The sequence below is a fragment of the Paenibacillus sp. FSL H8-0104 genome (assembly GCF_038050215.1).
GTDB classification, from domain to species: Bacteria; Bacillota; Bacilli; order Paenibacillales; family Paenibacillaceae; genus Paenibacillus; species Paenibacillus amylolyticus.
In genome coordinates, this window is sequence record NZ_JBBOTC010000001.1 from 6407704 (window position 1) to 6424681 (window position 16978).

The 16978-nt window shown below is 48.4% G+C and carries 11 protein-coding genes; all 11 read right to left on the reverse strand.

All coding sequences use genetic code 11. The features are described 5' to 3' along the window. Positions 1–252 precede the first annotated feature (252 nt). On the reverse strand, positions 253–1167 hold the full coding sequence (locus NST38_RS28180; protein ID WP_076253669.1) for a class I SAM-dependent methyltransferase: 915 nt from the start codon (positions 1165–1167) through the stop codon (positions 253–255). A 205-nt stretch (positions 1168–1372) separates the two neighbouring features. Continuing rightward, positions 1373–2596, reverse strand: a complete 1224-nt coding sequence (locus NST38_RS28185; RefSeq protein WP_076253731.1) for an MFS transporter — start codon at positions 2594–2596, stop codon at positions 1373–1375. Positions 2597–2788: 192 nt separating this feature from the next. Beyond that, on the reverse strand, positions 2789–4852 hold the full coding sequence (locus tag NST38_RS28190) for a molybdopterin-containing oxidoreductase family protein (RefSeq protein ID WP_101313532.1): 2064 nt from the start codon (positions 4850–4852) through the stop codon (positions 2789–2791). A gap of 425 nt (positions 4853–5277) precedes the next feature. Continuing rightward, positions 5278–6129, reverse strand: coding sequence for a formate/nitrite transporter family protein (locus NST38_RS28195; protein ID WP_076253671.1), 852 nt, complete (start codon positions 6127–6129; stop codon positions 5278–5280). Between the two features lie 375 nt (positions 6130–6504). After that, entirely contained in the window at positions 6505–7866 is a 1362-nt protein-coding gene (locus NST38_RS28200) for an FAD-dependent oxidoreductase (protein ID WP_074092585.1), read from the reverse strand. 485 nt (positions 7867–8351) lie between these two features. Further along, positions 8352–8831: a glutathione peroxidase gene (locus tag NST38_RS28205; protein WP_076253672.1), complete on the reverse strand. Its 480-nt coding sequence runs from the start codon at positions 8829–8831 to the stop codon at positions 8352–8354. Between the two features lie 239 nt (positions 8832–9070). Continuing rightward, entirely contained in the window at positions 9071–9955 is an 885-nt protein-coding gene (locus NST38_RS28210; protein ID WP_036612750.1) for an ABC transporter ATP-binding protein, read from the reverse strand. A gap of 487 nt (positions 9956–10442) precedes the next feature. Then, positions 10443–13649, reverse strand: a complete 3207-nt coding sequence (locus NST38_RS28215; RefSeq protein WP_143781305.1) for a GAP1-N2 domain-containing protein — start codon at positions 13647–13649, stop codon at positions 10443–10445. After that, positions 13646–14905, reverse strand: coding sequence for a TRAFAC clade GTPase domain-containing protein (locus NST38_RS28220; RefSeq protein ID WP_024632789.1), 1260 nt, complete (start codon positions 14903–14905; stop codon positions 13646–13648). Before NST38_RS28220 ends, NST38_RS28215 begins: the two co-directional genes overlap by 4 nt. Before the next feature lie 90 nt (positions 14906–14995). Next, positions 14996–15643 (reverse strand): hypothetical protein, encoded by a 648-nt coding sequence (locus NST38_RS28225; protein WP_062836882.1) that lies wholly within the window; start codon positions 15641–15643, stop codon positions 14996–14998. Between the two features lie 19 nt (positions 15644–15662). After that, entirely contained in the window at positions 15663–16946 is a 1284-nt protein-coding gene (locus NST38_RS28230; RefSeq protein ID WP_076253674.1) for a vWA domain-containing protein, read from the reverse strand. Positions 16947–16978 lie beyond the last annotated feature (32 nt).

Consider the following 16978-nt stretch of genomic DNA (forward strand, 5'->3'; position numbering starts at 1 on the left):
CTTTAACCAGTTCCATTCTATTATATGGGCATTATGCACAAATAGAGGGGAGGACATTGAATGACATGGAATTGCACACTAACAAGTCTGATTGTTGAACATTTGTATCACGTGTGATGTTATTGGCTACAGAATCATGGTTTGTGCTGTTCCTTTGATCAAACCAAACAACCTTCACCCTGCCACAGGGTGAAGGTTTGCCGCTACTATGCAAATGCGGGCTATATAGGTGACTTACATGCCCGGATCGATTTATTTTTTTACTGCGTGAATGAAATGTATCGTTTCAAATGCCCTTAGATGATCGATTCGATCCTGGAAAAACTGTTCCTGAATCGCCTCGGGAGTCAGATGCTCATAAATAAGTAGCCCTGCTTCATCAAGCAAGGCCTCCATCTCCACATATGCATAGCCGGATTGCATCGGCTCACCACCCATTGCAGCCAATTTAACCATATTTTCAACCCGATTAAACATTCCTTTTTCCTCAAAAAGGTGCTCATCTGCATAATCCAGAACTATAGAGCTTCCGGTTGGCAGGTTCGCAAACACATGACGAATCACGTTAAACAGATCATTTTGGGGCAAATAATACGAAACACCCAAGAGACTAGCCAACGTCTTCCGTTTCTTCAAACCTTCAATAGTCAAGCTGTCATTCGAAAGCTCACGCGTAAAATCCATGGGTACCAAGTGAAGATTGTCCGGAATAGTCAGCTCGGCCTGATTCAGCCGCTCTTTCTTGAATTGCTGTGTAGCCGGATAATCCACTTCAATGATATCCAGCGTGTCCTCCAATTCCGGATGCCTCAAAGCAAACGTATCCATCCCGGCGCCAAGAATGACTACCTGCTTCAATCCCAACGCGACTTCATGCAAAAGTACATGCTCACAGTAAGCGGCCCGAGCCAGAGTTATTGGAGATAACTGTACCTGGGTAATCCATTTTAGAACCTTTTCCGGGTCGTCCTTGAGCTCGTGAGCCATATCCGGGTTGAAAAAATGAATGCCTCTAACCATGTTATTGCTGATATCTGAAAACTCTTGAGGAGAGATCAGCAATCTCGCCATAAAATCATCGAAAATGAGGGGTGTGTCATGTTGGCTGTGATAGGCTCGGCCAAAAGTCGAAATCAATGATGTGATACTGGATTCATTTTGCTTCATACTTATTCCTCCCGTACAAACAAAAATAAGATTCCCCTGGCCAGGAGAATCTTATTATATACGGAATATTTTTATATGTAAATTATAGCATAAATACATTTTTTTGTCAACCATAATTTACGGATGAACAGACAGTTTACAGTGGATTTACCGTCCACTTCAACTCGTTCTTCCTTCCGCATCCTATCCAACCCGATGAGATCTGTTAGGCGTCCATTCCATACTCCTTCACTTCACGATTACGGTTCAACACCGCATGCAACACAAAACCAAGTACCGCAATAGCTGCTGTGCCTGTTGCCAGCCACGCTACCGGAATAAGTCCCTGTTTGTCATACATGACCCCCATCGCATAGGGGCCGATAACCCGTCCAACCGCACCGATCCCACCCGATATCCCGATGTAAAAAGGTGCCGCCCTGCCAGCATGCTCGGAGATAAATGCAGGCGTTGCAGGGGAGATCAACATCTCTCCAAACGTGGCAAGTACCATTGCAAGCACCATGCCTGGATAGCTGTACATGGTAATCATCACAATGTAGGCCATGCCATAGAATACCGCACTCGCCGTCATCTGGGCAGTGGAGGTACGGGCCATGGTCCGTTTCACCCAGCTGGTAAAAGGTTGGCCCACAAAGATCAGCACCCCGTTCAGGGTCCAGAGCAGACCGTACATTCTTTTTTCCATACCCTCAGAGATGATATACGGGGACACACCTGTGTTCCAGATGGAGTTGCCGAATAACAGGAAGAGTACGCCCAAGCTCATAAACAGATATAGTCGGGTATTCCCCAGCAATGCCCAGACGCCCGGCCCATCGGGGACGGTTTTCCGTTTCGTCAGATGTACTTCCCCCTGATCCGGTTCAACCCGCGACAGATAATACCAGAAGAAAATTGCAAATCCGGCTGAGGTCACCCCGTTCAGTACAAAGCTGAGGTGATAGGAAAAGTCAGCCAGAAAACCGCTCAACGCCGTACCAATCGCCACCCCGATATTGTTCGCCACATAGATAATATTGAATAATTCACCGCGTCGCTCCGCAAACCGGAAGCCAATAAAGGCTTGAATCGCTGGCAGCGACAATGAACTGAACAGACCAATCCAGCCCATGGCACATATAAATACGACCCAATACGCACTAATCCACGGCAACGCAAACAAACCTAACGCATTAAGCGCCAGTGAGCCAATAATCAGCTTCTTCACGCCTACTCTGTGATACAACGAACCACCAAGCAATTGTCCAAAGATGCCACCCAGGGACTGAATGAGGATTACAAAACCCGCGTTTGCCATCGTCCGTCCAAGCTCATCAAACACATACATGGTGGTCAGCGGCCACATCAAGGCACTGCCTGTTGCGTTAACCAGACTTGCTAATAAAAATACTCTCACTTCTTTTGGATAGTTATCCAGCCATCTCATCATCTCTAGTTCATTCTCCTTAGTACCTCTGCACATACAAATGGCCATAAAAAATAGACCTTTGCCCTGACGGCATAAATATAACCAGCCAGAGCGAAGGTTTTATGAAGTGTTACATCAATTGCACTATAATCCTGCTCAAGTTCTAGCCTTTGTTCATCTTACCTCAAAAAAATCATGCTGCAAGCACACTCATTGACGCTTCACTTCAACAGTGGCTGAGAAGAAGGTCGCCCCGTTCCCCATGTCCGACAACCGATTGGACGTCAGTGAATTCGCCCGCTGCTTCTTCCCGTCACCATCCCACCATAAGCCTTGGCTAATCACTGTTCCCGGCAGCATGGCTTCACTCACCTTGGCGGTAAGTTCAATGCGCCCACGATCATTCCATACGACTACTTCATCTCCATCCTCTAGGTTTCTACGGATGGCGTCCTCGGGGTGTATCTGCAATAAAGGCATCTTTTCCAAACGCTGATGTTTGGCTGAATTACCAAAGGTGGAGTTCAGGAAATTATGGTTTGGCGGCGACAGGAACATCAATGGATACGTATCGGCAGGTCCAGCCGGATGCTCCCCATCATATCCTTCAACCAGAGCACTATAGGTAGGGAGCGGCGGAAGCCCTCTCTGTTCCATCGTCTCGGAATACAATTCAATTTTGCCTGAAGGTGTGGGCAGCTGATCCAGATATGCAGCATATGGCGTCATATCCAGCTTCACGAATCGATGTTCCTTCAGTCCTTCCAACGTGACCCCATTCATGTAGGGGTTGCCTGTGCCCTGAAGTGCGTCCTCAATCATCTGTTCCGGTGTTTCTCCGAAGATTGCAGGATCGTACCCCATAGCCTGCCCAAGCAGTGAGAACAGTTCCACATTGCTCTTGCTCTCCCCAATCGGTGCAATCACCGGCTCTTGCAGATGAACGTACTGATGCCAATAAGAGGTGTACAGGTCCGTCGCTTCAAATGAAGATGTGGCTGGCAATACGATATCTGCATACTTCGCCGTATCCGTCATGAACAGATCATGCACAACCGTGAACAGATCCTCCCGTGCAAAACCTCGCTCCACCCGCTCGGTATCCGGTGCCACCACCAGTGGATTGCTGCAGTAAACCATCATCGCTCGGATTGGCTGCTCTGCTTCCAGCAACGCTTCACCAATCCGGTTCATGTTCACCACTCGCGGCTCCGGATTCTGCCGTAGCTCCGGACGTTCGAGCGCGTCGCTATTTGTGCTCGCGTAGCTGTTAGTGCGAACGGCACCGCCGCCTTGCTTCAGCCACTGCCCTGTAATGGCAGGCAGACATGCAACGCTACGCACGTTCATCCCCCCATTATCATGGTGCTGGAGGCCATTGCCGATGTGAATATGGGCTGCCTGTGCGTTGCCGTATAGTTCGGCCAGCTCCACAATGGTTTCCTCCGGCACGCCCGTAATGCGTGCAACACGTTCAGGGGTGTAACTGCGGACATGATCACGCAGTGCTTCATGACCTACCGTATACTTTTGCATAAACGCTTCATCCGTTAGTCCCCGTTCGAATAGCACATGCATCAAACCCAGCGCCAGTGCGCTGTCCGTGCCCGGATACAGCGGAATAAACCAGTCGCCCCATTGGGCGGTACGATTGCGATGAACGTCGATGACGACAATCTTGGCGCCTTTCTTACGGGCTTTCTCCGCCAAAACGACCTGGTGCATATTTGTACTGACGATATTGCCGCCCCACACCAGGATGAGATCCGCATGCTCCGTATCTTCCGGCACCGTTCCCCGGTTGGCACCCATCGTATATTTCCAGCCCGTATTTCCAGCAGAGTTACAGATCGTCTGCTCCAGTACACTCGCACCAAGCGCATTGAAGAAACGCCGATCCATACCGTCTACGCCGAGAATGCCCATGTTACCGTAAAAGCTGTAGGGCAGGATGCTCTCCGGGCCGTAGGTTTCGGACAATGCGGTGAATTTGGTCGTAATCTCGCGAATCGCTTCATCCCAACTAATTCGTTCGAACTTGCCTTCACCTTTGGCTCCTACACGTTTCATCGGATATTGTAGACGCTCGGGGTGATACACCCGCTCAGTCATATTTCTAACTTTATTACAGATGGCACCCTTGGTTATGGGATGATCCGGATTGCCTGCCACCTTCACAATTTTGCCGTTCTCTTTATGTAATAACAGACCACAAGTGTCCGGACAGTCGAGCGGGCACACCGCCGCAAATACACCATTCTCCTGATCGATCATCGTAAGGCTCCCTTCTTTAAAAGCTATCCCTATATCATATCTTCTTCGAGGTTATCGCGTAAAGAGAACAGTATGTTTTTGCTTCATATTCGCCGCTATAGCGGCTTTAAATTATTTTCAAAAAAATGTTTTTGAGTTTGATTCAACTTCAGAATTCAGGGGTAAATTAAAAATAAGGCATTAGGCTAGTGTTTCCCCACTTCCTCCTCATGCCATATCATGGACCACTCCCGAAATTCGCCATGAACAGGTTTCGTTCCCCCGAACCTTGTCATGGCGAATTTATTTTGCGTTAGACTCCAACAAGAACCCCATACAAAAAAACGATCCCGCCCTGCTCCCTCACAGCATATTCGCCATGAACCGAGCAAGATCAGAATCGTCTTCTCTTCTATAACCCGTGCACACATGCTACGCTGTGCCCGCTATGCTTGTTTGCTCAACATCACTCTAGCCTCCGTCTCCACAGCTTCGATCGACGTTGCTATCTCCGGCTTCACTTTCGGCTCAGCTTGGCGCAGGTACACCACCCAATAGGCTGCAGCTACAAACAGAGCACCACCAGTCAGATTCCCGAGCCATACCGGAATGAAATTCATCACATATTGACCCCACGAATAATGTCCTTCAAAGATTGCCGCCGGGATGAGGAACATATTGGCCACAACGTGCTGGAATCCAATCGCCACAAATGCCATCGTTGGAAACCAAATGCCCAGTACCTTGCCACTCATCGTATCCGAAGCATAAGATAACCACACGGCCAGCGCGACCAGCCAGTTACAGCCGATGCCAGAGATGAAAGCTTGCAGGAAACCCTCATGCAGCTTATGCCCAGCCATATCCACCACTTTTGCCAGATATACACCCTCTCCGGTCAGACCCAGCACATGTCCAAACGCGTACGCGACAAACAAAGCTCCAACAAAATTACCAATCGTCACTAAGGTTAGATTTTTCAACATGCTACCCACGGATAATTTTCTTGCAATCGTTGCAAGTGGAACTGCCATCATGTTACCTGTCAACAGCTCTCCACCACCGATGAGTACCAAGATTAATCCAACCGGGAACACTGCCGCTCCAATCAGATTGACCAGACTTCCCCACTCTGCTGGCGCAGAAGCAATCACTCGAATATCCAGTAGAAACCCCAGCGCAATAAAAGCACCTGCCAGAAAACTAAGCACCAGTACAGAAGACGCCGGATATTGAGCCTTCTTCATGCCTGTCTGCGCCGTATATTGTGCAACCTCAAGAGGTGTTTTTGCTGCCATATCATTCATCCTCTCCTTCATTGTTCATCGTTGGATAAAACCATCTGAATTCCTTTGTTTATGCGTTGAATACCATATCTCAATTGTATCTCGGTCCTAAACATAACTTTGTGCAAATTATCACAATGTTGTTTAAAAAGATACTTTAAGAGTGTCTTGGAATAGTTATGACAGCAAGAGTGTAGTAAGGCCTTTTGTAGCTAAAAAAATCACAAAAAAGACTGACGATATACTCGCCAGTCTTCTTTTCCTTTATAATCATCCGCCTTGTTTCGAATCTTGGCAGTTATTGTACTCCTCTTATTTACGGACAAGCATGACTTATCTTTGTATGGCGTTTATCATGCCCTCTGTTCAACCATCTATTCTGCTTCCTTACACCATTGCTGGTGCTTTTACTTCTATTGGAGGCAGTGCTTGCAGACCCGCCGTGTTCAGGAAGTTCCACGGTTTGTTGTAATGTGGCTGGAAGAAGAAGTCGATGAAGGCCAGCTCATCTACGGTCATGTTATTTTGGATGCAAACCGAGATTGTATTAATCGATTGAGTCAGATCAACCTGAGACATCACCTGTGCTCCAACGATCCGACGAGTAGCCTGCTCATATACTACTTTGAGCAACAGTTTCTCAGCCGTTGGCATGAACTCCGGACGGTAGCTGTCTTCCAGTACGACAGATTCAACAATCAGGCCTTCGTCAGCAGCAGACATTTCCGTCATCCCTGTACCCGCGATATTTTGCTCATAAATTTTGATACCCGATGTTCCTTGTGTACCCATATACGGTGTCGTAGGACGAACCAGGTTACGGGCTACGAGTGTACCCATCCGCACGGCGTTGGTTGCCAGTGGAATGTAAGATGCTTTGCCTGTTGGGTTGTAATGAATAGCACAGCTGTCACCCGCAGCGAAGACGTCTTTTTGACTCGTTTGCATATATTTATCCACGATGATTGCGCCGTTTGGCAGCATATCCACTTGGCCTTTGAGCAGCTCTGTATTTGGACGGAAACCAATGCACAGAATAACCAGATCGGTTTCGAACTCTCCTTTGGACGTGATCACTTTAGTCACTTTGCCATTTTCACCAGTAAACTTCTGTACCGTTTGACCAAGTGCCAACTTGATGCCGCGTCCAGTCAACGTATCTTCAATCGCATCCGTGAACTCAGGGTCCAAGTATTTATTCAAAATCCGGTCCACACTGTCGATCAGGGTAACTTCCTTGCCGTTCATTTGGAAAGCTTCCACCAGCTCTACGCCGATATATCCTGCACCTACAACGGTGACACGTTTGGCATCTTTGGCTTTTTCAATAATCGTGTTGGAATGATTGTAGTTTTTGCAAAGTAAAATGTTATCCATCTCGATGCCTTCAAGCTTTGGAACGACAGGCCATGACCCCGTTGTCACGATCAGTTTGTCAAACGTATCTTCAAATTCTTCCCCGGTTTGCAGGTTTTTAGCCTGAAGGGTATGGCCCTTGGCATCTACTGCTGTTACTTCATGAAGCATCTTGGTCTCAACACCAAGCTCTGCCAGTTGATTAGGCGAAGAATAGAACAAACCGTCAGGGTCTTTCACAACCCCACCTACGTAGAGTGCAATGCCACAAGATAGGAAGGAAATATTGTCATTGCGCTCATACACGGTGATGGTAGCATCCGGGTACAATTTAGCGGTATTTACGATGGCTGCGGTTCCTGCGTGTGTACATCCGATAACTGCGATTTTCATTAAAAGTTCCTCCTCGAAATATATAAATGAGTTTGAATATAAGGTTGTTATGGTTGTGAAACATTTCACTTCTTGTTCGAAACTGTGTATGTGATTTATTTCACTTTATACACTCATTATAATGTGATATTTTTCACATTGCAATAGGTTGAGCAAAAAAAGTTTGTCGAAGGAGGTCATTTCCCTGTATTTAAGCCTTTCTTCCCTTCATTGTATTGATTTCATTGTCCCCGGATTTGGGCGGGTTTATGCTATGTAATGGCTTCCGTGATCCCTGTATGAATGCAGTGTGGACGTATAAAGTTAGAGGCGTCTTCTGCATTCATGTTTGACTTATACAAAAAATAAATGGCTTCAATTTTCATTACAGAGTTGATCTCATGGATCCAACTCATACCTGTGAAGAGAATAAATCTGCGTATATAAAATAATCAAAGAAGCCCATCTTTGCTTATGCAAGGACAGGCTTCTCAAACGTTCTTGTATTAACCGAGCAATTTCTCGATATCTGCAATCATTGTCTCCGGAGATTCTTTCGGTTCAACACGACCTACCACTTCACCTTCACGGTTAACAAGAAACTTGGTGAAGTTCCATTGAATGTCGCTTGTTTCACCTACGCCAGGTTGTTGCTCCTTCAGGTATTGGAACAGGGGATGAGTGCCCTCACCATTCACATCTACCTTGGCAAACACCGGGAAATTCACACCATAGTTAATCTGGCAAAATGATTCCGCTTCCTCACTTGTACCTGGCTCCTGCCCTCCAAACTGGTTACAAGGGAAACCCAGTACAACCAAGCCTTGATCACGATAACGATCATAAAGCTTTTGCAATTCACCGTATTGCGGGGTCAGCCCACACTTGCTGGCTGTATTGGCAATGACCAATACCTTACCTTGATACAGATCCAGTGAGACTTCTTGGTTCGCGGTGGTTACCGCCTGATATGAATATACGGACATGACTGATTCCTCCCATGACATATGTTGGTTTGGGCTGTTGCGAGCACGTTGGCATAACCAATGAACCCACAGCCTGTCCTATTATTATAAACCTGATCCAATGTGATTACCAAATCCCGGGTCTACTCGTCCCCTTTGCTCCCATGCATTGCAAATCCCCCATGAATGCAAAAGAGCCGCGTGCGATAGCGCACAGCGGCTTCATTCTATAATGTAAGGACCACATATGGCCCATTTCGTTAACTTCCTGTCGCTTGAACACGTGGTTCTGCCCGTCCTCCAGCATGAACCATCGCGCTGTTCATGACCAGCTGCTCTGGCGTCTTCGATTGCTGGCGTTCGCCTGCAAGAGCGTAAGGCAAGCAGAGCGGTACACCGGAACGCGGATCAATCACGATATCTGCTTCAATGTTGAATACTTCACGAAGTACATCTGAGTTCATAACTTCCACAGGTGAACCATGAGCGATGGCTTTACCTTTTTTGATACCAATCATGTGATGTGCGTAGCGGGAAGCATGATTCAAGTCATGCACAACCATAACAATGGTACGGTTGGCTGTGGCATTCAGTTGCTCCAGTAATTGCAATACTTCGAGCTGGTGAGCCATATCCAGGAATGTAGTCGGCTCGTCCAGGAAAAGGATATCTGTTTCTTGGGCAAGTGCCATGGCAATCCAGGCACGTTGACGCTGTCCACCGGACAGTTGATCAATCGGACGATCATGGAATTCAGTCATGGCTGTCACTTCAATAGCCCATTCAATCATACGTTTGTCTTCCGCACGCATGGAGCCAAATCCTTTTTGATAAGGAAAGCGACCATACGATACCAATTCAGTAACGGTAAGACCTTCAGGGGCTGTTGGATTCTGTGGCAGAATCGCAAGTTGCTTGGCAACTTCACGCGTGGACTGTTTATGGATGGACTTCCCGTCGAGCAATACATTACCTGCTTTTGGAGCCATAATGCGTGCCATCGTTTTCAGGATGGTTGACTTCCCTGAACCATTGGCTCCAACAAGTGCTGTAATTTTTCCTTGGGGAATCTGAATATTCAGATCCTCTACAATTAGTCTTTCCTCATAAGCGATATCCAGCTTGGTCGTCTCCAGACGAAACATGCGATCATCCCTCTCTCATTTATCCCGGTTATGTAATCCGGCTATGACAACAAAAACGAAATTGTAATTCTGTGATTTCCGACGCAAATATCTTCTACACTAAAGATACTGATAATCATTATCATTTGTCAACATAAAAAACCAAATTTTCTTCTCTTTTCGTGCTTTATTTGGACTTTCTGTAGCAGAAATCCCGCTCTTTTCTCAAGTACACATGAGATCTTTTCTCATTCATTCCGCGCACTTTATCACTTCTGACTGTTTTTCAAACTCTTGAATCGCAAATTTTGTGTCTGAATTGTGAATGTGTGAGTTTTTTTCATGCAATGGCTGTATCCGCCATATCAAATAAAAAAAGATGACCTTGAAATCTAAAGTTCAAGGTCATCTCACATACGCTCGTTTAATAAGGTATGAGGTCAGCATTTTTCATTATTGGATCAAAAGACACTTAATGAATCTATGCAACATGCTCATATAAAATAACTTACAGCTTCGGCTGAGGCATCAATTGAATTACAGTCATACTGCCCTGCGTACTCTTCACACTGGCAATACTCTCGGCATCCATATTCGCTGGAAGATCGATCTGCAATCCATACGGATAGAGACGATCTACCTCTCCAATAGACATCTGTGCAGGAGTGTTCGCATCCTGTTCATTGGATACAGATGTGTCAGGCGATGTGGAACCAGTAGCTTGATCGGCATCCGTACCTTGATCCGTGTCTCCACTCCCAGCATTAGACGGTGCATTCGTCCCTGTATCCGTTGTTGTATCAGTAGCAGGATCTGAAGTGGAATCACCCGATGTTGAAGGATCGGCCTGCTGATCGCCATCCTCCGTCTGCTCTATGTTTCCCGCTGAAGAACCATCCGTGCTTCCTTCGGAAGTACTTCCTGAGCCACCATCGGAAGGAACTTGGTTATCTGGCTCCTCATTCCGATTAAAGCTCTCCCACTTACCTGTAGCATCCAACTCCTGAGTGCTATCATCCTTCAGCGTCAATTGAAGTTTGCCTTGCTCAAACTCAGTGCTTCCCGTATCATTCCTGAAACGGATCACCAGTTGAGCAGGTAATTCCGTACCCTCCTGTTCACTCGCAGGAATCATATAAGCAATCTGCTCCGCGAGCTGCACCTCCGGTTCAGCCGGTATGACAGGCTCCTGGGTAGATGGAGGGGATGCCGCTGGCGGCTCTACAGAATCTTTCATCCATGCATATGTACCGCCAGCAATACCCAGAACCAGGATCAAGAGGATTAATCCGAACAGATTTTTCCTTTTACCCGTTAGCATCCGCACCAGTGGAGAGGACAATTCCGTCTTCGCACGGTCATAGACCGGCTTCATTGTCTTGCTGGCTCTAACGTAATACGGTTTGAAAGCTGACTTCGACTTGAATGCTTCACGGTCATGGGCTTTGAAATACGCCACGATCGCATCCGCATATCCTTTATGCGCATTGGAACCCCGGACAAACATTCGATGATCTCCTGACCATTCGAAGAATGGATACAGCCCTTCAGCACGACTTGCATTGGTGCGGATGAATTCAATCAGGCCAGGATAATCCAACCGATTGCTGCCGCTTCCTCCCCGATAAAAAGCCATCGGCAAAGCTTCATATGCCGCAATCCCCGGATGAGCCTGCAGCTCTCCGGCAAGCCAGCGACGCGTCCAGCGTTGAAGTTCATTGCGTTCTGCCAGGGAAAGTGCCTCCAAGGCCTCTTCTTCATTCCCCTCGCCACTAAGCCACACTCTCGCAGCCAGCATCATGTTCGTTCGAGCAGATACATCAGAGCCCTGACGTGCCGCCCAATCCCGAACCTCATTACCATGCTGCAAAATATCAATGCTTAATAGCTGTTCACGGTTAACCCGATCCAGATCCAGATCCTGAATCATAAACAGGTTAATGACATAAGCAAGCTTGTCTGCAAGGCGGGTTAACTCCTCCTGATATGCCGGATCTTGACTGGCAGACGGAGATCCCCCTTTGCGATTAGGACGGGCTGTAGCTTCAGATTGACCAATTCGTGCCGTAATGCCTGTATCATAGGTGACATCAGCGGATACCCGATCCAGTATGCTAACACGCTGGAGGGCTTCATTCGCAGATTGTACCGGATTAGGCGCAGAACATAACCGTTCAAGCAGCTCATTGGCTGTCCGCTCCTGCAAGAAGCTGTAGTGGATCGCAGATGGATGGGACGTAACCCATCTTCGGATCACTTCCACAACGTTCGCTGCCGATTCCGTGCGTTTCAGCTGATTGTCCAGATAAGGCTCGAACAACAGCTTGGTAAGCGATTCATTGGCCAGCACTTTATCAAAGAAAGCCCGATTCAGCTGCGGATCCCGATCCAGCACAGCATACAATTCCTGCACAGCGCGCATACGCTTCTGGGCGCGGGCATTATTCACACCGTAGATGAAATAGTCCACAATCCGGGATTGCACCACGGGCGTGGCAACACTGAAATATTCGCCAATGCGAGCTGCGACGTCTTCTTCGGGTACGTTCTCACGCTTCACGCTGTCCAGTTCCCTGCTGAGCAAGGTCAGGAACAGCTCGTTCAGACGGGAACGTTGCTGCAATCCACCATCCGGCTTCAAATAGGTCAGCAAGCCACTCAGGACATGACTTTTGTTATCCAGATAGAGGTCTTCCATGCCTTGTTCAAGACCATAGAACACCGCAAGTTCGCCATATGCTTCAATGGAAAGTTCCCGCCCAGGTTCCATGCCGGACATCATTTCATCCGCAAACGTATAGAACGCATCCGCCGCCGCAGGTTCCTGCAATAAGGCCCAAGCGAATTCTGCATAAGGTAACTTCGCCACAGATGCATCCGCATGTGTCACTCTGCCGGATACCAGATCAAAGGTGAAATCCTTCTCCGTATTCCGGTCTTTCGGACGTAACGTCCCTCGCTCAACAAACTGGACGTGGATGCCCTTCTTGGCCTGTGGCTCCTTGGCAAACGTCATGAATCCCAGCTGCCGCCGGAATGCGTAGGGTAAAGCCGTGTACAGCAAACGTAACAATCCTTTGGCCCCTGCGGTCACTTCCTCTGCGGGAAGGTCCAGCGCAATGTATACTTTTCTGCGTGTCGCTACAGACTGCATTACCGCATAGAGCAGGCGCTTGAACAGCACTTCGTTCATTTTCAAGGTGCTCAGCACTTGGGTTGGTGATCCTACGCCAGCATCGGTCGCCCCACCCTGTCCGCTCCTAGGTGATATAGGCAATTCAGCAAGTGCTGGCAGAACTGTACCTTGTTCGATGTCATATGACGTGGCGAACACGGCATCCAGCCAGCCGCCTTGCTTCATCTGCTCTTCCGAGCGTTCGGGAGACAAGACGTAATTATGTGCAAAAAAGGCACTTCGCAGCCCGGTGAAATCTGCAGACTGGTACACATTTTGCCCAAGAATCGTCTCTCCACTCTCCAGATGAAGCAGGTGAATGGCAGCCGGAAACTTCGTCTCGTCCTTCTCGCTACGGCCTGTTAGCTCCGCTGGAGCGTCATAGACACAGTAGGGGTGAAGCACTTTTTTGATAAAAGAAGGGTCCAGTCCCGGCGATGCCGCAACCGTATCAAACCCCTCTGTTGTGCGAAACACCCCGCGCCGCTCTCGGGTATACAGCTGTTGTTCAATGGGCGGGGTTACGGAAGAACGCATCATCCCACTCTCCCCTCAATGTACTTCAGCTTGTACAGGAGCCACAGGAAAGGTTCATCCACGCGAATCGGACTAACCACACCCTGCAATTTCATATCCACCGGATTGCTACCCAGCGCAGAGACTGCGAAATAGGCTGTATCCTTGAAGTACACATCCATCGTGCCCTTGAATGGGCGATCCACTTTCTCGATAAAACGCCGGATCTCCCCGTCGATATTCTCGAACTCGGTTAAGTCGAACCAATCGCGGTGCACCATGTTGCGGAAGACATTACTGTTGGATTTGATATAATCCCCCTCTTCATCCTTGAGGGAATGCAGCATGTCGCTTTTGGTGAGCACAACGGCCGTTGGAATATTCGTTTTGGCTTTGTCCTGGTATGCGATAAAATCTCCAAACATCGTCAGTACCACGTCACGCGGCTCATCGTATCGTGGTGTCCACTCTCCCGGCTCGTTGCCAAGGTTAATGCGGATTTTGTCCCGAATCGAACGAATCTGAAGCGGGTCCACCATGAACAGGATACCTGCCGAGTTCTTGATGTGCTGCCCGTGAAGTCCGAGATAATCCTGCTCCACCATACCTTCACCCGCAACGTCGAAAAAAACCAGTGTCAGCGGCGCTTTATCTTCGTCCTTGAACACAAATTGGAAGATAAACGGCTCCTGCAGTTTCTCCTTCTGTGTGGAATCCAGCAGATCCCCCCGTTCAAACAACGGTTCTTCATAATCCGCACGGAACCGGCGGCTAATCTCCGCATTCAATGGCATGCAAGCCGCGTCAAAATGATCGGCCGTATAATGCTGCAATGTATGAATTAATGAAGTCATGTAGACGGATTTCCCCACTTGGGATGCACCAATAATGGAAATGATATTGCTCGGTGCTTTACCTGCCGTAACAGGCAGCTCGTTATGACATTGCGGACACAACCGGCGACGTGTAACGACACCATACCGATCGTTCAGACCCATCACAATGTTATCGGAATAAATCCGGTGTTCCTCCGGTACATCATGAGGGGCCAATACCGCCTCCATATCAAATACCGTGTCGAGTCCGAATCTTTCACGATACCGATTCAACTTCGCATCTTCCCCGAGTGCGTAGTCCTCGTCATCATCGCGGTGATGGGCGGCGCGGAACACTACCTCTTCCGGTGAAAACTTACTGAAACAATAAGGGCACACAATATCGTAAAACAGCGGACGTTCCTCCGGCTGTTGTCTCTTCAAAAACCGACTAAAAAAGCTCATAGCCACTCCCCTCCCCTGATCAGTCAGACTAAGGTGATTTACACTTGCACTACGATGACAGAGTAACCTTCCAATCGCTAGTCCAACTATCTAGTCTGATATAAGCCGATAGGCGGCTCCATATTTCGGTCCGTCCGTGAAGAATAATCGCACATAATCATCCTTGGCAACTTCAACGGGCGGCATCTCATTTCTTCCGGGAGCAAAATCACTCACAAAAGGGTACACCGTACCATCTTCCTTATTCAGCGGAACCCCGCCCTGTTTGCGAACATAACAGAGGGCTTCCTTTGGAACAGGTACTTCCGCTGTGACGGTGATCAATACACTTTTTCGTTTCTGAAAAAAACCGCTCTTGTAACGAATGGAAAAGCGGATATCCGCCTTCCCTGCGCTTGCAATCACCATGTTGTCCTCGTCTCGTTGACGGATCAGCACAGGCCCATCTTCCTGCATCTGACACACATAAACCGTGTACTTGATGGCACCAAAACCTGTAATCCGATCCGTGTAACCATTGCTCGCCTTATATTCCTCTCTCGTGTACAGCTTCAGCTTGCCCTGTGCAGGCTCTTCCCCGGTACGATCATCGCTCATCATATCCAGCTCCAGCCGTTCCACATACACAGCTTCTACCCGTTCCGGCCAGAGCCAGCGAAGTGTACAACGCCCTTCGTCCACCGCAAGTGTCAGTTTTCGAATCAAGGGTGTCGAAGGGTCTGCATCCGTAAACCGCATTTCCATTGACCTCCCGACGTTAGAATCCTTTGCTGCGTGTATCTCTTGGTCTCTGACCAAACCCTTCGGCAGAAGAAGTTCCGCCGCCAGCTTCACGACGACCCCTGCTCTTCCGCGGCGTGTTCTCCTTAATCGGAACAGTCCAGGAGAAGAGGGTCAATACGCCAGACAAAATGAGCATCGCACCAAGACGTACGAATGTATCCCCCACGTTCGAACCGTCGAGTCCCCACTCCAGCAGAAGCCCTGCCAGTAGACCCGACACCGCACCACCAATACCAAAGCTGAGGGCGAGATGACGGTTATCAAACACAAGTCCGAGTGACACACCCAATGCTACTCCAATCAGTAACACGGCTGCTACACGGAAAATCGCCAGATAAACGCTATGCTCCATCATACCTGTACGCTCCGTCACAAGCGTCCGTTCATCAATCGTATCGTAGATCTGCTGAAATGCCAGATTCAGACCACCGGAATCCGGTACATCATAGTACATGCCGCCCGTTTGCTGAGCAATATTACGTAGCAGATCCGTACCTGATGGGTCCACCAGGCTTAGGCCAACTGTATTAATAGAAATCTGTTCACTGGTATATTGGGACAAAATATCTGCCGTATCCGCTTCACTGAAGCCATCAGATAACAAGATGACAACTGTACCGCGTTTCGGGTCCTGTTTGCCCTGAATCTGTTCCATGCCTTCCCGCAGCACGGCATCAAAATTGGTGCCGCCCGAAGTCGTGACAATGCCATCGATTTTGCTATAAACCTCATTCTTGGCCGCTTCACTATCCAGCGCAATAAATGGCTGTAACAACTGCGGCTGGTCATCAAATGTAATGACAGCCACCTGTTTGTCACTCTCCATTTGGCTGATCAGTGTCTTGGCTGCTTCAAAGCGTCCGTTATCCGGATCTGTCTCGCTCATGCTGCCCGAGTTATCAATCATCAGTACGATGTCCTTGACTTGCTTCACACCGCCCGGATTGATCTGATACAACAATTGCAGGGCGAGTCCAACAACAAATAACAGAGCCAGTGTTGCCGGAACAAGCAATTTCCACGACAGTCCCAGATACCGGAGCTTCCATGAAGCGCCATTCAGCTTGGGTGAGATCATCTCTGCGATCAAACAGAACAATCCAACGCTCAGCGCCAGTACGCCAAAGTATAATCCCATCAGCAACAGACGTGGCATCTCCCCAAGCCATTGACGCAGCATGATTTCTCCTGCCGCAAAGCCCACTGCCCCGCCAATCAGGCTGAACAGGACCAGGAGAAGATTGATTTTTCGCTGCATGTCTACATGCATCCTTTCCATACCAGCCGTAA